18 protein-coding genes are annotated in these 14,693 nt (G+C 65.7%); 10 read left to right on the forward strand and 8 right to left on the reverse strand.

What is annotated here, in order from left to right:
- Entirely contained in the window at positions 1-1,203 is a 1,203-nt protein-coding gene (locus tag ACOZ4I_RS07340) for an extracellular solute-binding protein (protein WP_424004500.1), read from the reverse strand.
- A 37-nt stretch (positions 1,204-1,240) separates the two neighbouring features.
- Complete coding sequence (locus ACOZ4I_RS07345; protein WP_424004502.1) at positions 1,241-2,404, reverse strand: alpha-1 4-glucan-protein synthase; 1,164 nt, start codon at positions 2,402-2,404, stop codon at positions 1,241-1,243.
- Positions 2,405-2,622: 218 nt separating this feature from the next.
- On the opposite strand from ACOZ4I_RS07345, the gene ACOZ4I_RS07350 reads away from it, so the two are divergent.
- Genes ACOZ4I_RS07350 through ACOZ4I_RS07360 form a run of 3 tightly spaced genes read left to right on the forward strand, consistent with a single transcriptional unit; the run spans position 2,623 to position 5,270 of the window.
- Positions 2,623-3,366, forward strand: coding sequence for a beta-ketoacyl-ACP reductase (locus ACOZ4I_RS07350; protein ID WP_424004504.1), 744 nt, complete (start codon positions 2,623-2,625; stop codon positions 3,364-3,366).
- 1 nt (position 3,367) lies between these two features.
- Positions 3,368-4,948 carry an acyl-CoA carboxylase subunit beta gene (locus ACOZ4I_RS07355; protein WP_424004506.1) on the forward strand — a complete coding sequence of 527 codons (1,581 nt, stop codon included), beginning with the start codon at positions 3,368-3,370 and terminating at the stop codon, positions 4,946-4,948.
- Position 4,949: 1 nt separating this feature from the next.
- Positions 4,950-5,270 carry a hypothetical protein gene (locus ACOZ4I_RS07360; RefSeq protein WP_424004508.1) on the forward strand — a complete coding sequence of 107 codons (321 nt, stop codon included), beginning with the start codon at positions 4,950-4,952 and terminating at the stop codon, positions 5,268-5,270.
- A gap of 2 nt (positions 5,271-5,272) precedes the next feature.
- Here the strand turns inward: ACOZ4I_RS07360 and ACOZ4I_RS07365 are convergent, their stop codons facing one another.
- The gene (locus tag ACOZ4I_RS07365) at positions 5,273-5,455 is read right to left on the reverse strand and encodes a hypothetical protein (RefSeq protein ID WP_424004510.1); all 183 of its coding nucleotides are present in this window, start codon (positions 5,453-5,455) and stop codon (positions 5,273-5,275) included.
- 140 nt (positions 5,456-5,595) lie between these two features.
- Between ACOZ4I_RS07365 and ACOZ4I_RS07370 the strand changes: the two genes are divergently transcribed.
- From ACOZ4I_RS07370 to ACOZ4I_RS07395, 6 genes are all read left to right on the forward strand, one after another.
- Positions 5,596-6,780: an ABC transporter substrate-binding protein gene (locus ACOZ4I_RS07370; protein WP_424004512.1), complete on the forward strand. Its 1,185-nt coding sequence runs from the start codon at positions 5,596-5,598 to the stop codon at positions 6,778-6,780.
- A 9-nt stretch (positions 6,781-6,789) separates the two neighbouring features.
- Positions 6,790-8,091, forward strand: coding sequence for a FecCD family ABC transporter permease (locus tag ACOZ4I_RS07375; RefSeq protein WP_424004514.1), 1,302 nt, complete (start codon positions 6,790-6,792; stop codon positions 8,089-8,091).
- A complete protein-coding gene (locus ACOZ4I_RS07380) occupies positions 8,091-8,924 on the forward strand; it encodes an ABC transporter ATP-binding protein (RefSeq protein ID WP_424004516.1) in 834 nt (277 codons plus the stop codon). Before ACOZ4I_RS07375 ends, ACOZ4I_RS07380 begins: the two co-directional genes overlap by 1 nt.
- A 2-nt stretch (positions 8,925-8,926) precedes the next feature.
- Positions 8,927-9,751 (forward strand): DUF7551 domain-containing protein, encoded by an 825-nt coding sequence (locus ACOZ4I_RS07385; RefSeq protein WP_424004518.1) that lies wholly within the window; start codon positions 8,927-8,929, stop codon positions 9,749-9,751.
- 64 nt (positions 9,752-9,815) lie between these two features.
- The gene (locus ACOZ4I_RS07390) at positions 9,816-10,967 is read left to right on the forward strand and encodes a thiolase C-terminal domain-containing protein (protein ID WP_424004520.1); all 1,152 of its coding nucleotides are present in this window, start codon (positions 9,816-9,818) and stop codon (positions 10,965-10,967) included.
- Complete coding sequence (locus ACOZ4I_RS07395) at positions 10,964-11,344, forward strand: Zn-ribbon domain-containing OB-fold protein (RefSeq protein WP_424004522.1); 381 nt, start codon at positions 10,964-10,966, stop codon at positions 11,342-11,344. Before ACOZ4I_RS07390 ends, ACOZ4I_RS07395 begins: the two co-directional genes overlap by 4 nt.
- 19 nt (positions 11,345-11,363) lie before the next feature.
- Here ACOZ4I_RS07395 and ACOZ4I_RS07400 read toward each other — a convergent pair whose 3' ends face one another.
- The 3 genes from ACOZ4I_RS07400 to ACOZ4I_RS07410 all read right to left on the reverse strand — a co-directional run bounded on the left by ACOZ4I_RS07400 (position 11,364) and on the right by ACOZ4I_RS07410 (position 13,007).
- Positions 11,364-11,801 carry an HTH domain-containing protein gene (locus ACOZ4I_RS07400; RefSeq protein WP_424004524.1) on the reverse strand — a complete coding sequence of 146 codons (438 nt, stop codon included), beginning with the start codon at positions 11,799-11,801 and terminating at the stop codon, positions 11,364-11,366.
- A 71-nt stretch (positions 11,802-11,872) separates the two neighbouring features.
- Positions 11,873-12,349, reverse strand: coding sequence for an HTH domain-containing protein (locus ACOZ4I_RS07405; RefSeq protein ID WP_424004526.1), 477 nt, complete (start codon positions 12,347-12,349; stop codon positions 11,873-11,875).
- Between the two features lie 76 nt (positions 12,350-12,425).
- On the reverse strand, positions 12,426-13,007 hold the full coding sequence (locus ACOZ4I_RS07410; protein WP_424004528.1) for a DUF7547 family protein: 582 nt from the start codon (positions 13,005-13,007) through the stop codon (positions 12,426-12,428).
- A 94-nt stretch (positions 13,008-13,101) separates the two neighbouring features.
- Between ACOZ4I_RS07410 and ACOZ4I_RS07415 the strand changes: the two genes are divergently transcribed.
- Positions 13,102-13,254, forward strand: coding sequence for a hypothetical protein (locus ACOZ4I_RS07415; protein ID WP_424004530.1), 153 nt, complete (start codon positions 13,102-13,104; stop codon positions 13,252-13,254).
- A 204-nt stretch (positions 13,255-13,458) separates the two neighbouring features.
- Here the strand turns inward: ACOZ4I_RS07415 and dpsA are convergent, their stop codons facing one another.
- Together dpsA and ACOZ4I_RS07425 are read right to left on the reverse strand one after the other, a co-directional pair.
- On the reverse strand, positions 13,459-13,995 hold the full coding sequence (dpsA, locus tag ACOZ4I_RS07420) for a DNA starvation/stationary phase protection protein DpsA (protein ID WP_424004532.1): 537 nt from the start codon (positions 13,993-13,995) through the stop codon (positions 13,459-13,461).
- A 191-nt stretch (positions 13,996-14,186) separates the two neighbouring features.
- On the reverse strand, positions 14,187-14,570 hold the full coding sequence (locus ACOZ4I_RS07425) for a hypothetical protein (protein ID WP_424004534.1): 384 nt from the start codon (positions 14,568-14,570) through the stop codon (positions 14,187-14,189).
- Positions 14,571-14,693 lie beyond the last annotated feature (123 nt).

Genomic DNA, 14,693 nt, shown 5'->3' on the forward strand with positions numbered 1-14,693 from the left:
TCAGAGGACGCCGGCCTCCCGCAGCAGGTCGACGGTCCCCGCCACGTCCGCAAGTTCGGTGAGATTGATGTCCGGCGGGTTCAGCTCGTCGATTCGGGGCAGGCCGCCGACCGGCGCGACCCCGGGGATCATCGGGTACGCGAACGTCCGGGTGGCGAAGAACTCCTGGGCCTCCGCCGAGAGGACGTGGCGGACGAAGTTCGACGCGAGGTCTGCGTTGTCGGTCCCGCTGATGATCTCCACGCCGGAGACGTTGACGAGCGCGCCGGCGTCGCCCTCCGTGAACGCGAGTTCGATGGGGGCGTCCTCTCTCGCGGACTGGACCCGGAGCGCGTAGTAGTGGTTGGCGAACCCGGCGGTGAGTTCCCCGTCGGCGACGGCGTTCGAGACGCGGAACTCGTCGGCGTACGTCTCGATGCCGTGGTCCTGCATCGACTGGAGCCAGGCCTTCGTCTCCTCGTCGTCGCGGATGAGCCGCATCGCGGTGATGAACGACTGGAACGCCCCGTAGCTGGGAGCCCAGCCCATGCTGTTGGCCAGCGCGCTCGCCGAGGGGAAGTCCTGGACCGTCGAGGGGATGTCCGAAGCCGAGAGCTGGTTCGTGTTGTACGGAATCGCGCGTGCACGGCCGGCGATGCCGACCCAGCGGCCCTCGCTGTCCTGGAAGTCTTGCGGGACCGTCGAGAGCGCTTCCTCGGGGAGGGCGGCCGTCGCGCCGGCGTTGGCCACCGCGCCGAGGGAACCGGCGTCGATGGACATGAACACGTCGGCGGGGCTCGCGCCGGCCTCGTTCTCTTCGATGATGGTGTTTGCCAGGTCGCTCGACGCTTCGAGCCGATGACTGGCGGTGAAGTCCGGGTACCGCTGTTCGAGGAGTTCGATGAGGTCGAGGTACAGCCCGCCCTCACCGCCGCCGAGGTAGAGCGTCAGTTCGCCGCTGAGGTCCGGCAGTTCCTCGATGGATGTTCCACCCGGCGCGTCGCGCTGGGAGACCATCGGACCAGAGCCACGGAAGTCGGCGAGCGAGATCGCCCCCGCGCCGCTGCCGCCGTCGCCGGTACCGTTGCCGCTCGTGGCGCTGTCGCCGAAGATACCCGAACAGCCCGCGAGCGCGGTCGCTGCGGTCGCGCCGCCGAGGGCGAGAAACCGCCGTCGAGACGCGCTCGAACCAATTCGACTACGTCCGTCGTTGGAATCACTCATTGTTGGATTTAGGGTTGCCTAAAGAACTTAGGCCTTTCTAGTCGTCCGCGGTGGCCGGGACCTGTTCCGTCACGCGGTTATCCAGTTCGTCGAGACACGAGAGCCAGTCGAGCATGAACTCCCCGCAGTAGTTGAGGAACGCGCCGTTCTCCCAGTCGCCGAAGTCGCCCTCGACGAGAGCCACAGCGATGGCCTCGAAGACTTCGGCGTAGCTGTCGGCGTCGTCGCCGGCCTCGTCGACGATCTCCCAGACGTGCTCGTTGAGTTCGAGTCCGTGGACCTCGTTGGTGAGGTCAGAGAAGGTCGATCGGGGCGCTTTGTTGTGCTCACACAGCGGGTCGCCGTTGTAGATCTGCTTGCCGAGCACGTCGCAGGCGCGCTTGAGGAAGACGCCGGACCAGATGTCATCGAAGCGGCCGACGGCCCACTCGTTGTCGTCCATCGGGAGCTGATAGAACGCCGGGACGACCTCCCGGCGGAAGGCGAGGTTCATCGAGCAGACGGTGAGGTACTGGCCCTCGGCGGCGACGAAGTCCTCGCCGAAGTCGGCCTCGGTGGTCCGGGTCTGGGCCTGACCCTGGAGATCCCCGTCCATGAGGATGCGGACGGCGTCGAGGTCCGGGACGTTCGTCCAGAGACCCTGTGAAGCGACCACGTCGTCGACCTCGGTGGTCTCGGTCTCGACGGTCTCGTCCATCGCGGCGTAGGGGTAGCCACGCGGGTACAGCCCGTGTTTGTCCTCGTTCTGGTAGAGGACGTTCACCCACTGCTCGTCGGAGCTGACGGTCTCGATCTCGCCCTCGTAGGCGAGATTCTCCATGTGCGTGCCGAAGAAGTCCGCGTCCTCGTGTGGCAGGGTGTCGTCGTCGATGAACACGCCGTACTCGAAGTCGTTGGCCCAGAGGTAGAGGAGGCCAAAGGAGGTCTGGGCGTGGCTGGCTTCGGGGATAAGGTGGGCGTACTCGCCGACCCCGTGGTTCTCGAACCACGTCTGGCGTGCGCTCCCGTCGAAGACGGTCCCGTCGACGCCCTCCTCGTCAAGCATCCGCTCCATCGCGTCGGTGTCACAGAAGTCCTCTGTGATCAGGACGACGAACAGGCGGTCGAGGTCGAAACCGTGGTCGCGGGCGTTCTCGAAGTACGTTCGCATGCACTCGTGATTCCGAATCGTCGGAACCATTACGCAGATGTCCTGTGTCATTCGCTGTGCCCATCTCTTTAGGAGAGCCTAAAATACCTGTCGTTGTCGAATAGCTGCCTTCGTGGACATGTTTTCGAGGAACGAGGTCGGAACTGTCCCCCGAATCATAATATTCACGCCAGCTGATATTATTTTGTATAAGGAGAACTATTATTTGACTGTGCTTTGCCTGATTAGGTGATGAGCGTACGAAGTGTGAGGGCCACCTTACTACACCAATGAACTTGGAGAATCAAACCTGTGTGGTCACCGGTTCGTCGAGAGGAATCGGGCGTGGGATCGCCAAGGACCTGGGTGCGAACGGGGCCAACGTCGTCGTGAACTATCGCTCGTCGGAAGCGGAGGCGCGCGCGGTCGTCGAGGACATCCGCGAGAGCGGTGGCGACGCGATCGCCGCACAGGCCGACGTGGCGAAACTCGACGAGGTTCGCGCGATGCGCGAACAGGTGGCCGACGAGTTCGGGCCCGCCGACGTGCTCGTCAACAACGCGGGCATCACCATCGACAAGAAGTTCGAGAACATGACCCGGGAGGACTGGGACGCGGTCATCAACGTCAATCTCGGCGGCGTGTTCAACGGGACGAAGGCGTTCTACGACGACATCAAAGCGGCCGAACACGGCCGCCTCATCAACATCTCTAGCGTCGTCGGCCAGCAGGGGAACATCGGGCAGGCGAACTACGCCACGACGAAGTCCGGGCTGTTCGGGTTCACTCGCACGCTCGCACTCGAACTCGCACACACCGGGTCGACCGCCAACTGCGTCGCGCCCGGCTTCGTCAAGACGGACATGCTCGACGAGGTGCCCGAGCGCGTCCAGGAGAAGATTCTGCGGGAGATCCCGCTGGACCGATTCGCACGCGTGGAAGACATCGCCGGCATCGTCCGGTTCGTCGCGAGCGAGGAATCGAGCTACATGACCGGACAGGTACTTGGCGTCAACGGCGGCATGGAGTGGTAACATGAGCAAGCACGAAGAACCCGAAGACGAGGGCACGCCCGACGACGCTGTCGAGGAACTGCGGCGCAAGCGCGAGGAGGCCGAACTCGGCGGCGGCGAGGCCCGCATCGAGTCCCAGCACGAGAAGGGCAAGATGACGGCGCGCGAGCGAATCGACTTCCTCGTCGACGACGGCACGTTCAACGAGGTCGACCCGTTCGTCGAACACCGCTCGACGAGCTTCGGCATGGAGGACAAGCGCTACGCGGGCGACGCCGTGGTCACCGGCTACGGCGAGGTCGACGGTCGGAAGGTGTTCCTCTTCGCCCACGACTTCACCGTGCTCGGCGGCTCCGTCGGCGAGGTCGTCGCCGACAAGATCTGCAAGGTGATGGACAAGGCCATCGAGAACGGCGTGCCCGTCATCGGCCTGAACGACTCCGGCGGCGCGCGCATCCAGGAGGGCGTCGACTCGCTGGTGGGCTTCGCGAAGATCTTCGAGCGAAACACGAAAGCGAGCGGACTCATTCCACAGATCTCTGCCATCATGGGGCCCTGCGCTGGCGGTGCGACCTACAGCCCGGCGCTGACGGACTTCACGTTCATGGTCCAGGACACGAGCCACATGTTCATCACCGGACCGGACGTGATCGAGACGGTAACCGGTGAGCAGGTGTCCAAGGAGGAACTCGGCGGAGCCAGTTCGCACTCGACGAAGTCCGGCGTCGCGCACTTCACGTACCCCTCGGAGGAGGAGGCCCTGGAGAACATCAGGCGGCTCCTCTCGTACCTCCCGGCGAACAACATGGAGGACCCGCCGCGGGTGAAGCCGTGGGACGATCCCGACAGAGAGGTCCCCGAAGTGACCGACACCGTCCCGTCGGCTCCGCGCAAGCCCTACGACATGACGAAGGTCATCGAGAGCATCGTCGACGAGGATTCGTTCTTCGAGGTCCACGGCAACTGGGCCCGCAACGTCGTCGTCGGCTTCTCGCGCATGGACGGCCAGTCCGTCGGCGTGGTCGCGAACCAGCCCCGCGTGAGCGCGGGGACGCTCGACATCGACGCAGCGGAGAAGGCGGCGCGGTTCGTCCGCTTCTGTGACTCCTTCAACATCCCCATCCTGACGTTCGTCGACGTGCCCGGGTTCATGCCGGGGACGGACCAGGAGCACAACGGCATCATCCGCCGCGGCGCGAAACTCATCTACGCCTACGCCGAGGCGACCGTCCCGCTGCTGTCGGTCGTCGTCCGGAAGGCATACGGCGGCGCGTACATCGTCATGTCCTCGAAGTTCCTGGGCAGCGACGTGAACTACGCCTGGCCGGGATCGGAGATGGCGGTGCTCGGTCCCAGGGGCGCGGTCAACATCCTCTACCGCAAGGAGATCGCCCAGGCCGACGACCCGGACGCGAAGCGCCAGGAGCTGATGGACGAGTTCCGCGAGGAGTTCGCACACCCGTACGGGCCCGCAAAGCGCGGGTACCTCGACGACGTCATCGAGCCGAAGGACACGCGCAAACGGCTCATCCAGGACCTCGACCTGCTCCAGCGCAAGCGCGAGGACAGTCCCCCGAAAGACCACGGGAACATCCCGCTGTAAGATGTCCACGCTCGAATCACCCGAGACGGAAGTCGAATCCGCTCAGGCAACTGAACCGACCCGCGCGGAGTCGGTCGAAGAACTGGCGCTGTCGCTGCCGGACGACGCCTCGCAGTCAGAGGCGGCGGCAATCGCGGCCGCGATTAGCGCACACGTCACCGACCGTCGGCGGGCCGCGGCGGCCGCGGCGCAGCAAGAGACCGTGGAGTACGTCGACGAGTGGACGCTGGCCGGTCGGCTCGCGAGCGTCGGAAAGCGCCGGTGCCCGACGAACGTCGAGCGCGGCGAGGAGTGGAAGGCGGCGGCGCGGGCGCGGTACTGAGACTACTCGTTGAACTCCCGGAGGACTTCGAGGTCGCGGGCGGTCTGCATGAACTCGGACAGCGCCCGCTCGGTTCCGCAGTCGTCACACGTGAATTGCGTGTCTGGGGCCGGGAGGTCGTTGACGCGTTCTTCCCAGCTATCACTACACGCCGGACACTGAACTTGGAGCCAGGCCTCCTGCATACGCGATTGTGAATGGGACGCACGGATATACTTTGTGTGGCTTCTCGGCGAGCGGTAACGAGACGGTCCCGGACCAGGCCAACAGTTCGGTTTCCCTAAAAATAGGAACTTTTAAACGTATTAGGCAAGCCTAAAACGATATGAACCGACGTGAGTTCGTGGTCGCGACCGGTGTTGGACTGTCAGGCGCGTTCGCCGGATGTTCCGGCGATTCGACGGCTGAGAGCGGCGGAACGAGCGAGGGGGAGGGGGCGACACCGACACAGACCGCGGGCGCGAGCGACGACACGGCCACCGAAGCGGAAGAGACGACGACCGAGGAATCGACGAGTTCGAGCTACACCGTCTCGATGGAGCCGGTCGGCGAGGTGACCTTCGAGTCCGTCCCCGAGACGTGGGTCGCGAACAACGGAAGCTGGGCCGATATGGGCATCGCGCTCGGCCTCGAACCGCCGAAGGGCGTCTGGCTCCCCTCGCGGTACCACACGCAGTACTACGACGACATCCCCGGCGTGAGCGTCGACGGGAGCTCGATCCAGCAGCTGTGGGGCGAGGGCGGCGTCGGCAAGGAGCAGTTCTACGAGCTCGACGCCGACGTCCACGTCATCGACCCGAACTTCCTCATCAACCGGGGGAGCTGGGCGCAGTCTGACATCGACGAGATCGGGAATCAGGTCGCGCCTTTCTTCGGCAACAGCATCTTCTCGACGGGCTACACCTGGCACGACTACACGTACTACTCGCTGTACGAGGCCTTCGAGAAACTCTCGCAGGCGTTCCAGCGCACTGACCGGTTCGACGCGTTCCAGTCGCTGCACGAGGAGTTCCAGACCGCCGTCGGCGACGTCGTTCCCGAGTCCAGTTCGGAGCGCCCGCGGGTGGCCATCATGTGGGCGGCCGGCAACGAACCCGAGAAGTTCTCGCCGTACCTCATCGAGTCAGGGACGAGCTTCAAACAGTGGCGCGACCTGCAGGTCCGCGACGCTTTCGCCGAGACCGACGTTCGGGACTTCCACTCCGACCGCGGGCAGGTCGACTTCGAGACGCTGCTGGAGATCGACCCCGAGTACCTCATGATGCGCGGCCACGAGAACCAGACGCGCACCGAGTTCGAGGACACCCTCGTCGCCCACCTCGAAGACCACTCGGTCGCCAGTCAGCTGACGGCCGTCGAGAACGGCGACGTCTATCGCGGCGGGCCGCTGTACCAGGGCCCGATCACGAACCTGGTCGTCACCGAGCGGGCCGCCAAGCAGGTCTACGGCGTCGACGGCGAGCTGTTCGACCGCCAGCGCGTGGCCGACATCGTCGCCGGGGACGTGTAGGGGGCTTCGATGGCTGGGGAAACACGGACCTCCGGCGAGAGCGGGACTGCGAGGGGAACGACGGGCTGGATCGACGCCACGCTCGTCGGCCTCATCTGCGTCAGCATCGCCGTGACCGTGCTGGGGGGACTCATCCAGGTGAGCTTCGGCGCGTACTCGATGACGCTGCCGGAGGCCTGGCGCGCCGTCACCGAGCCGACGGTCCTGTTCAGCGCCGACGCCTGGCGGGCGTTCCTGCTCGGGGCCGAACTTCCGGAGATGAACCGACGGGCGCTCATCGTCTGGAACATCCGCGTCCCGCGCGTCATCGTCGGGATGTTCGTCGGGATGAACCTCGCCGTCGCCGGCGCGGTGTTCCAGGCGGTCACCCGGAACGAACTCGCGAGCCCGTACATCCTGGGCGTGAGTCACGGCTCGGGACTGGGCGTGCTGGTGACGTTCGTCTTCTTCAGCGGCCTCACCCACCTCGTCCCGCTGATGGCAGCAGTCGGTGGCGCGCTCGCCTTCATCGTCGTCTACGCCATCGCCTGGAACGGTGGGACCAGCCCGGTCAGACTCGTCCTCGCCGGCGTCGTCGTCGGCATGGTCGCGTGGTCGCTCCAGCGGGGCCTGTTCTTCTTCGTCGAGGACATCGGCGTCGTCCAGTCCGCGCTAGCCTGGATCACCGGCTCGCTCACGGGGACCGACTGGGAGCAGGTCCGCCTCGTCGCCCCGTGGAGCGTCGTCTCCATCTTCGTCGCCGCTATCGGCGCGCGCCACCTGAACGTCCTGGTGCTGGGCGAGAGCACGGCCAAGTCGCTGGGGATGAAAGTCGAGTGGGCACGCTTCGGGCTCTCGGCGGTCGCCATCGTCGCCACCAGCTCGGCCATCGCGGTGGCCGGCATCGTCTCGTTCGTCGGTCTCATCGTCCCCCACGTCGTCAGGACCGTCGTCGGCAGCGACTACCGGCGGATCATCGCCGGCTCGCTGTTCGTCGGCCCGGCGCTCGTGACCGCCGCGGACGTGGGCGCGCGCCTCGGTCCCTCGGTCGTCGCCGTCGCCGCCGGCGCGGTCATCCTCGTGGCCGGGCTGGCGCTCGGTATCGGCGGCCTCGTCGGGTCGACGGCCGTCCGGTCGCGCTACGATACCGACTACACCCGACCGGCAGGGGTCGCGCTCGTCGTCGGCGCGGGGATGCTCGGACTTGCGTGGCTCGCGGGCGGTCCCGCCGTCAGCGACACGCAACTGCCGGTCGGCATCGTGACCGGGCTGGTCGGCGGGCCGTACTTCCTGTACCTGATGCGCCGACGCAAACACCTCGGTGATCTCTGATGCAAACACAGGACACCCATCACGACGACGTACAGCCCTCCGACACCGCCACCGAAAGCGCCCTCGTCGGGACGGACCTCGAGATCGGGTATCCGACCCTCGAGGAACCGGTCGTCACGGTCGACCGGATCGACGTGCCCGAGGGCGAGGTCACGGCGCTGGTCGGTCCCAACGGGAGCGGCAAGAGCACCCTCGTGAAGGCGCTGGCCCGCCAGCTTCGGCCCGACGCCGGCGAGATACGGCTCAACGACCGGAACATCCAGTCGTTCGGCCAGAAAGAGCTGGCCCGCGAACTGGGCCACCTCTCGCAGGAGAACACCGCGCCGGACAGCGTCACCGTCGAGGACCTGGTCTACCACGGCCGCTACCCGTACCGGGGGTTCTTCGAGAGCGTCGACGACGCGGACGAGCGGGCCGTCGAGCGCGCCATCGACCTGGCCGGCATCGACCACCTCCGGGAGAAGGGGGTCGGCAATCTCTCGGGCGGCCAGAAACAGCTCGTGTTCATCGCGATGGTCCTCGCCCAGGAGACCGACGTGCTCCTGCTCGACGAACCGACCACGTTCCTCGACCTGCACCACCAGCTCCGGGTGATGGAGACCGTGCGCCGCCTCAACGAGGAGCGCGACGTCACCATCGCTATCGTCCTCCACGACATCGCGCAGGCGGCTCGCTTCGCCGACAACCTCATCGCGCTCGACGACGGGACGGTGTACGATTGGGGGCCGCCGACCGACGTGGTGACCGAGGAATTGCTCGAAGACGTCTTCGACGTGGACGCGGCGGTCCGGTACACGCCTGACCCGGAGATCGTCCCGAAGCGGTCACTGTAACCATGGTCGGACGCACCCTCGCGGACATCCGCGCCCGCCTGTCGGAACTCAGCGTCGCCGTCGGCCCGTACCGCGTCGTCAGCGCCCGGACCGGGACGCCGCCGCTCCCCGTCTCTGGAATGCAGTTCCCGGACCGGGAGACGGCCGCCGAGGCCGCGAGCGTCGCGACGGCCTACCGCAGTGCGCTCCGCCGCTACGACCCGCGGCTGCCGGTCCACGACCTGATCGTCTGTGAAGGGCCGTTCGGGACCAGCGCCGTCTCGTCCCCGACTCCGTCGCTCCCGGAGTACTGTCACACCATCGCCGGGGCGCTGTTCGAGGTGCTCTCGGGCCGTCACCGCGCCGTCGAGCGGGCCGTCATGGACAGCTATCTCTCGGCCGCCGAGGAGACGGAGAACCGCGAACGACTCTGTCTGGCGATGCTCGAGAGCATGGCGACGGCGCTCGACACTCATCTCGACCCCGAGGAACAGGCCGACACGCTCCTCGATGCGGCCGGGCAACTCCCGAAGAAGCGTCCCGGAACTGACCCGCTGAGTGACGCGCTCGACGCACTCGAATCGGCGGGCCTGCTCGACGACACGGCCGTCGAACCCGCCGCCGACGGACCCGGTCGCCGACCGCGCTACGTCACCCTGACGAACTACCGTCCGTCGCTGTCGCCCACACGCTGTCCGGTGTTGCCCCTCGTCGTCGAACTCCTCCGGTGGACGAGCGTCACCCCGCAGGTGGCCGAGGCCGAGCGCACTGACGACGGGTGGCGACTGCTCGTGTCCGTCGCCGGTGACCGCCCGGCGGACGGACTTTCGGTCGTCACAGCCGTCTGAAAATTAGCGACCTGACATCGATCGGACCGTAACGAATACACGACCGCCCTGAGAGTGACAGCACATGGGAGTCGCTGTAATCGGCGCGTCGATGACGAAATTCGGGCAGCGCGACGCCTGGATCCGCGAGTTGCTCTCGCAGGCGGGCGAGGAGTGTCTCACGGACGCCGGCGTCGAACCGAAGGAGGTAGAGCACCTGTACGTCTCGAACATGGCCAGCGGCGAGTTCGAGGGCCAGACCGGGATCATGAACCTTCTGGCCCACGACCTGGGCGTCCTGCCGGCCTACAGCGAGCGGGTCGACCAGACCTCTTCGTCGGGCGGGGCAGGCATCTACGAGGCCTGGCAGTCGGTCGCCAGCGGGGCCAGCGAGATGACCTTGCTCGTCGGCGGCGAGAAGATGACCCACCGGTCGACGGGAGAGGCGACGGACGTCATCGCCTCGATCACGCACCCCGACGAGTACAAACACGGAGTGACCCTGCCGTCGTTCGCGGGAATGACCGCTCGCCATTACCTCGAGCGGTTCGACGCACCGCGAGAGTCGCTGGCACGCGTGGCGGTCAAGAACCACAAGAACGGCGTCGACAACCCCAAGGCGCAGTTCCAGAAGGAGATCACGATGGAGAAAGCGCTGGAATCGCCGATCATCGCCGATCCACTGCGGCTGTACGACTTCTGTCCGATCACGGACGGGAGCGCCGCGCTCATGTTCACCACCGAGGAACGAGCCGCGGAGATTGCCGACGAGTACGCCGTCGTCTCGGGTATCGGCGGGGCGACGGACACGCACGTCGTCCACGAGCGCGACGACCCGACGATTATGGGCGGCGTCGTCGAGTCGAGCAAGGACGCCTACGAGATGGCTGGACTGGGCCCCGAGGACCTCGACGTGGCGGAACTGCACGACATGTTCACCATTCTGGAGTTCCTCCAGTTGGAGGGAATCGGCGTCGCCGACCAGGGAACCGCGTGGGAACTGGCGATGGACGGCGCGACCGAGAAGGACGGCGACCTGCCGATCAACACCTCGGGCGGGCTCAAGTCCAAGGGCCACCCGCTGGGTGCCAGTGGCGTCGCCCAGGGCGTCGAAATCTACGAACAGCTCGTCGGCGAGGCCGGCCCGCGGCAGGTCGAGGCCGACACCGCCCTGGCGTGTAACGTCGGGGGCTTCGGAAACTGCGTTATCACGACCATCATGGAGGCTGCAGAATGACGCTCGAAGCAGGCATCTGTCCGAACGGTCACGTCTCGTACCCCACCCACCCGCGCTGTCCGGACTGTGGCGAACCGCAAGAGGAGACGCTGGATCTCTCGGAGCGAACTGCCGAGGTCGTCACGTGGACGAAATCCACGGCGACGCCGCCGGGGGTCCGCCAGCCCAACACGCTGGCCATCGTCGAGTTCGACATCACCGACGTGGCGGGCGCGACCGACGAGTTCGTACGCGCGCTCGGTCAGGCGACGACCGAGGAAATCGAGACCGGTGACGCGGTCGAACCGGTGTACGTCGAAGAACTGCGCGACCCCGAAGTCGGTATCAAAGTCCCCGAGAGCCAGGACTGGGACGGCTATCGCTGGGAACCGGTGTAAGCAGGCCGACGGCGCGCGGTCACGCCGAGCCAAGCGCCGTCGGTTCGGATTCGAGTTCGTCGAGGCAGTCGGCGACGGTCCGGCACCCCTTCGGACAGACGTGGGGATAGACGCCGAGGAGATCGTCGCCGTCGAGCACCGTGACGCAGACCACCGGGAGCGTCACGACCTCGTCGCGGCGGCCGGTGTAGCCGCTCGACCGCTCGTGGCGGTCGAAGGCCGGTTCGAGTGTGACGTCGCGGGCGGCGGCCCACGCGTCCATCTCTGCGAGCGACGGGAGCACCGAATCGTCGGCTTCGAGTTCGGCGAGGCGCTTCCAGTGTCTGACCGCGAAATCACTGATCGATCCCGACTCTTTCAGGGCCTCGATTCGCGCTAATACGGTCTCCTGTCGCTTCTGGGTCTCGGACGCCACGGGCGACCGAAGGAACACCACGACGCGACGCTCGGCTGTCATACGTGTGTCACCTACATCGAGAGAAGATACGTCGGACGAGGAGATAGCCGTATCGGTGGGCTCGGAGCGACTCAAGCGGTAGAGGCTTCGGTCGACTCCAGCCGGGCCAGCCCGTCGCCGTCGGCGATCGCGGCGATGCACTCCTCGACGGACTCCGCCCGACCGCCGTCGGCGAACGGTGCGACCCGAACGAGGTCCCCGTTCTCGTAGAGCGCGAGGCAGACGACGGGCAACACGAGTTCCCGTCGGCGCTCGCCGGTCGTCGTGCTGTAACAGAGCCGGGTGTCGAAAAACGGTGCGAGCGCGACGCCCGCTTCGCGTGCCCATGCAGCGAACTCGTTGTACAGCTCCCGTTCGCCGCTGTTGTCACCTCGCAGCGGGACGCGCTTTTGCCACTCGACCGTCTCGACGCCGTCGATCACTCCCTGGCACACGAGCGACTCGACCTCACGCTCGATGGCCGTACAGCGCTTTCGTGACGGTGTCGGAAGCTCGGACCGAACGAACAGCCTGGCGCGGCGCTCCCCTTGCGCGCTTGTCAGTGGCATGGGTACCCATACCAGCACTTCTAAAATAATAAAACATTATGATTGTTGGCGAATGTTTATTCGCCCGCCTCGTCGATCACGCTTCGTCGGTGCCGTTTCCGTCGCCGCCCTCACTCGTGGGGTCGTCCCCGTCGACGTCCTCTTTGATCGACTGCAGTTCGGCGTCCACGTCGACGGGCACGTCAGTCGCGTCCACGTCTGGCCCGTCTGTGTCTCCCCCGGGCTCTTCCGCGAGTCGGTCGGCCAGTTCCGCCCGCAGTTCCTGAGCCTCGTCGAGCAGTTCGCGGGCCTCCTCGTCTTCCGGCGTCCCCTCGACGGCGTGCTGGAGGTCCGTCAGCGCGTCGTCCAGGCGGGAGAGCGTCGCCCGACTCAATCTCGTCGCGCGCTGGCGGACCTCGCCGGACGCAGAGCCCGACGATGTGGGTCGCCCCTCGGCCATACGAAGCGCCCGCCGGAGGAGTTTCAGCGCCTCGACGTTGGTCTTGAGGACGAGGATGATCGCGGGAATCGTCACGTCGCTCGTAAACCGGAGCAGTTCACGCGGCGTCGGCGGCCGCGGCAGCCCCGACTCCGTCGTCGGCTCGATCTCCGTTTCGAGGTCCTGGAGGGTCGTGACGAGGTCCGTTACCAGGGCGGTGAGGTCGTCGTCCGAACTCATACCTGTAGGTAACGCCCTCGGGTACTAAAGGCCGCGCCGATAGTGTCTAGGTCAACCAAAATCCTTTTTACTTTAGGCATACCTAACCCAGATAATGCCAACACAGACGGACGATGTCGCGGACACCGACGACGACCGCCCGGTCGTCTCGGCGCTGGACAGTGGCGCTGACAGAACCGTGTTCACCGAAGACGGGAACCGTGACGGGTGGATCGCGACCGATCTTACCGTTTCCCTCCGCAGATAAGTCCACGCAGACTGCGGTTCAGGTCCGCCACACTCTGCCCTTTCTCCACGTGACGCGCCGCTAGTGCACTTTCCGGTCCGAAAAATGAAGCCGCTCGTCGAGTCTCGATACCGACGGGGGTGCTGTGGCAACGAACCGCGAGAGGGCGCTCGGAGGATCGAAAGCGGGGGTTCGTCCGGGTCCGCTCGCCGACGCCGTGCGTGCTCAGTCCAGGACCAGCGTGTCGTCTTCGAGGTAGTGCTCGACGTGGTGAGCGTCTTCTTCGACCTCCACGATGATCTCACGGAGGATCTGTGCGCTGGCGTGGTCACCGAGATTCTCTGTCAGTTCGATGTGGTCTCGAAGCGACTCGATGATGTCGCCGTACAGTTCGAGGTCGTGCTGGAGGGACGTGCGGATGTCGTAGACGTCCTCGTCCTCGGGCTCGATCGCCGCGTGTTCCTGCAGCGCCTTGCCGCTGGAGACCGGCGTCCCGCCGAGGGCCTGTGCGCGCTCGGCGAGTTCGTCGGCCGCCTCCTCGGCGTGCCCCGCGGCGTCGCCGAGGAACAGGTGCAGGTCGCGGAACTCCGCGCCCTCGACGTTCCAGTGGTGCTTCTTGAGCTGGTGGTACAGGACGTACGTGTCTGCGAGGTCCTGGTTCAGCGCGTTGATTACCTGCTCGGATTTTTCGACGTCGAGGCGGAGCTCGTTCTCTTCGACAGTCCCGAATTCTCGGCGGACGTGCTCTTGAGTTTCTTCCATGGTCAGTTCAACGTACTCACGGGTACCACTTAAAGATTGTTTTGTGAAAATTTGTTTTTGGGAATGCGAAAAACTTGTTCTCAGATGGGACGGGATCTTCCCGTAGAATGAACTCATCGCACGGTCGGCAGTAACGCAAAGAAGGCACAGAAACAGCGTCTCGGTGCACCCTGCATAGCAATGCGTACCGATTACGCAGGTCGCGAGACGACGACGGCTACTGCGTCCGCGTCGATATCGTCGCTCTCCACGGCATCGGCCCGGAGGACCTGTTCCTGGTGGACGGCGACGACCGCGCCGAGCAGGTGGTCGTCCAGATCGAGGTGCTCGCCGTACTCCCGCCAGACGCTTTCTCTGACGGCCACGTAGAACGTCTCGGGCGTCCGGTGGAGCACGGCGTCGTCGAAGCGTTTCCGCCACTCGTAGACGAGGTCTTCGACGCCCGGATTCTTCCGCATCGTCCGCTGGTGGGCTTCGAGCGCGTCTCGCAGTGTCGCTTCGTCGACGTCGTTCGCGTCGGCGACGGCGCGGATCACGTCGTCGTCGAACGCGGCGAGGAGGTCAGCATCGGTCATCGACGGCGGCTACAACGGCCGGCGACTAAAGCGGCGCGCCCGAGTCGTACGCAATCAATCACCCATATTCTCGGGGTCTGGGATCTCCCCACCAGCTATATTCGGGGTCCGGTGGAAGCACCG

The sequence above is a fragment of the Haloarcula salina genome (assembly GCF_049603855.1).
Lineage (GTDB): Archaea > Halobacteriota > Halobacteria > Halobacteriales > Haloarculaceae > Haloarcula > Haloarcula salina_A.

Coding starts and splice junctions, on each gene's coding strand:
- ACOZ4I_RS07370 (WP_424004512.1), top strand. CDS start 5,596: ATGAACCGACGTGAGTTCGTGGTCGCGACCGGTGTTGGACTGTCAGGC.
- ACOZ4I_RS07380 (WP_424004516.1), top strand. CDS start 8,091: ATGCAAACACAGGACACCCATCACGACGACGTACAGCCCTCCGACACC.
- ACOZ4I_RS07410 (WP_424004528.1), bottom strand. CDS start 13,007: ATGAGTTCGGACGACGACCTCACCGCCCTGGTAACGGACCTCGTCACG.
- ACOZ4I_RS07395 (WP_424004522.1), top strand. CDS start 10,964: ATGACGCTCGAAGCAGGCATCTGTCCGAACGGTCACGTCTCGTACCCC.
- ACOZ4I_RS07400 (WP_424004524.1), bottom strand. CDS start 11,801: ATGACAGCCGAGCGTCGCGTCGTGGTGTTCCTTCGGTCGCCCGTGGCG.
- ACOZ4I_RS07345 (WP_424004502.1), bottom strand. CDS start 2,404: ATGACACAGGACATCTGCGTAATGGTTCCGACGATTCGGAATCACGAG.
- ACOZ4I_RS07340 (WP_424004500.1), bottom strand. CDS start 1,203: ATGAGTGATTCCAACGACGGACGTAGTCGAATTGGTTCGAGCGCGTCT.
- ACOZ4I_RS07405 (WP_424004526.1), bottom strand. CDS start 12,349: ATGCCACTGACAAGCGCGCAAGGGGAGCGCCGCGCCAGGCTGTTCGTT.
- ACOZ4I_RS07385 (WP_424004518.1), top strand. CDS start 8,927: ATGGTCGGACGCACCCTCGCGGACATCCGCGCCCGCCTGTCGGAACTC.
- ACOZ4I_RS07350 (WP_424004504.1), top strand. CDS start 2,623: ATGAACTTGGAGAATCAAACCTGTGTGGTCACCGGTTCGTCGAGAGGA.
- ACOZ4I_RS07375 (WP_424004514.1), top strand. CDS start 6,790: ATGGCTGGGGAAACACGGACCTCCGGCGAGAGCGGGACTGCGAGGGGA.
- ACOZ4I_RS07415 (WP_424004530.1), top strand. CDS start 13,102: ATGCCAACACAGACGGACGATGTCGCGGACACCGACGACGACCGCCCG.
- ACOZ4I_RS07425 (WP_424004534.1), bottom strand. CDS start 14,570: ATGACCGATGCTGACCTCCTCGCCGCGTTCGACGACGACGTGATCCGC.
- dpsA (WP_424004532.1), bottom strand. CDS start 13,995: ATGGAAGAAACTCAAGAGCACGTCCGCCGAGAATTCGGGACTGTCGAA.
- ACOZ4I_RS07365 (WP_424004510.1), bottom strand. CDS start 5,455: ATGCAGGAGGCCTGGCTCCAAGTTCAGTGTCCGGCGTGTAGTGATAGC.
- ACOZ4I_RS07390 (WP_424004520.1), top strand. CDS start 9,816: ATGGGAGTCGCTGTAATCGGCGCGTCGATGACGAAATTCGGGCAGCGC.
- ACOZ4I_RS07360 (WP_424004508.1), top strand. CDS start 4,950: ATGTCCACGCTCGAATCACCCGAGACGGAAGTCGAATCCGCTCAGGCA.
- ACOZ4I_RS07355 (WP_424004506.1), top strand. CDS start 3,368: ATGAGCAAGCACGAAGAACCCGAAGACGAGGGCACGCCCGACGACGCT.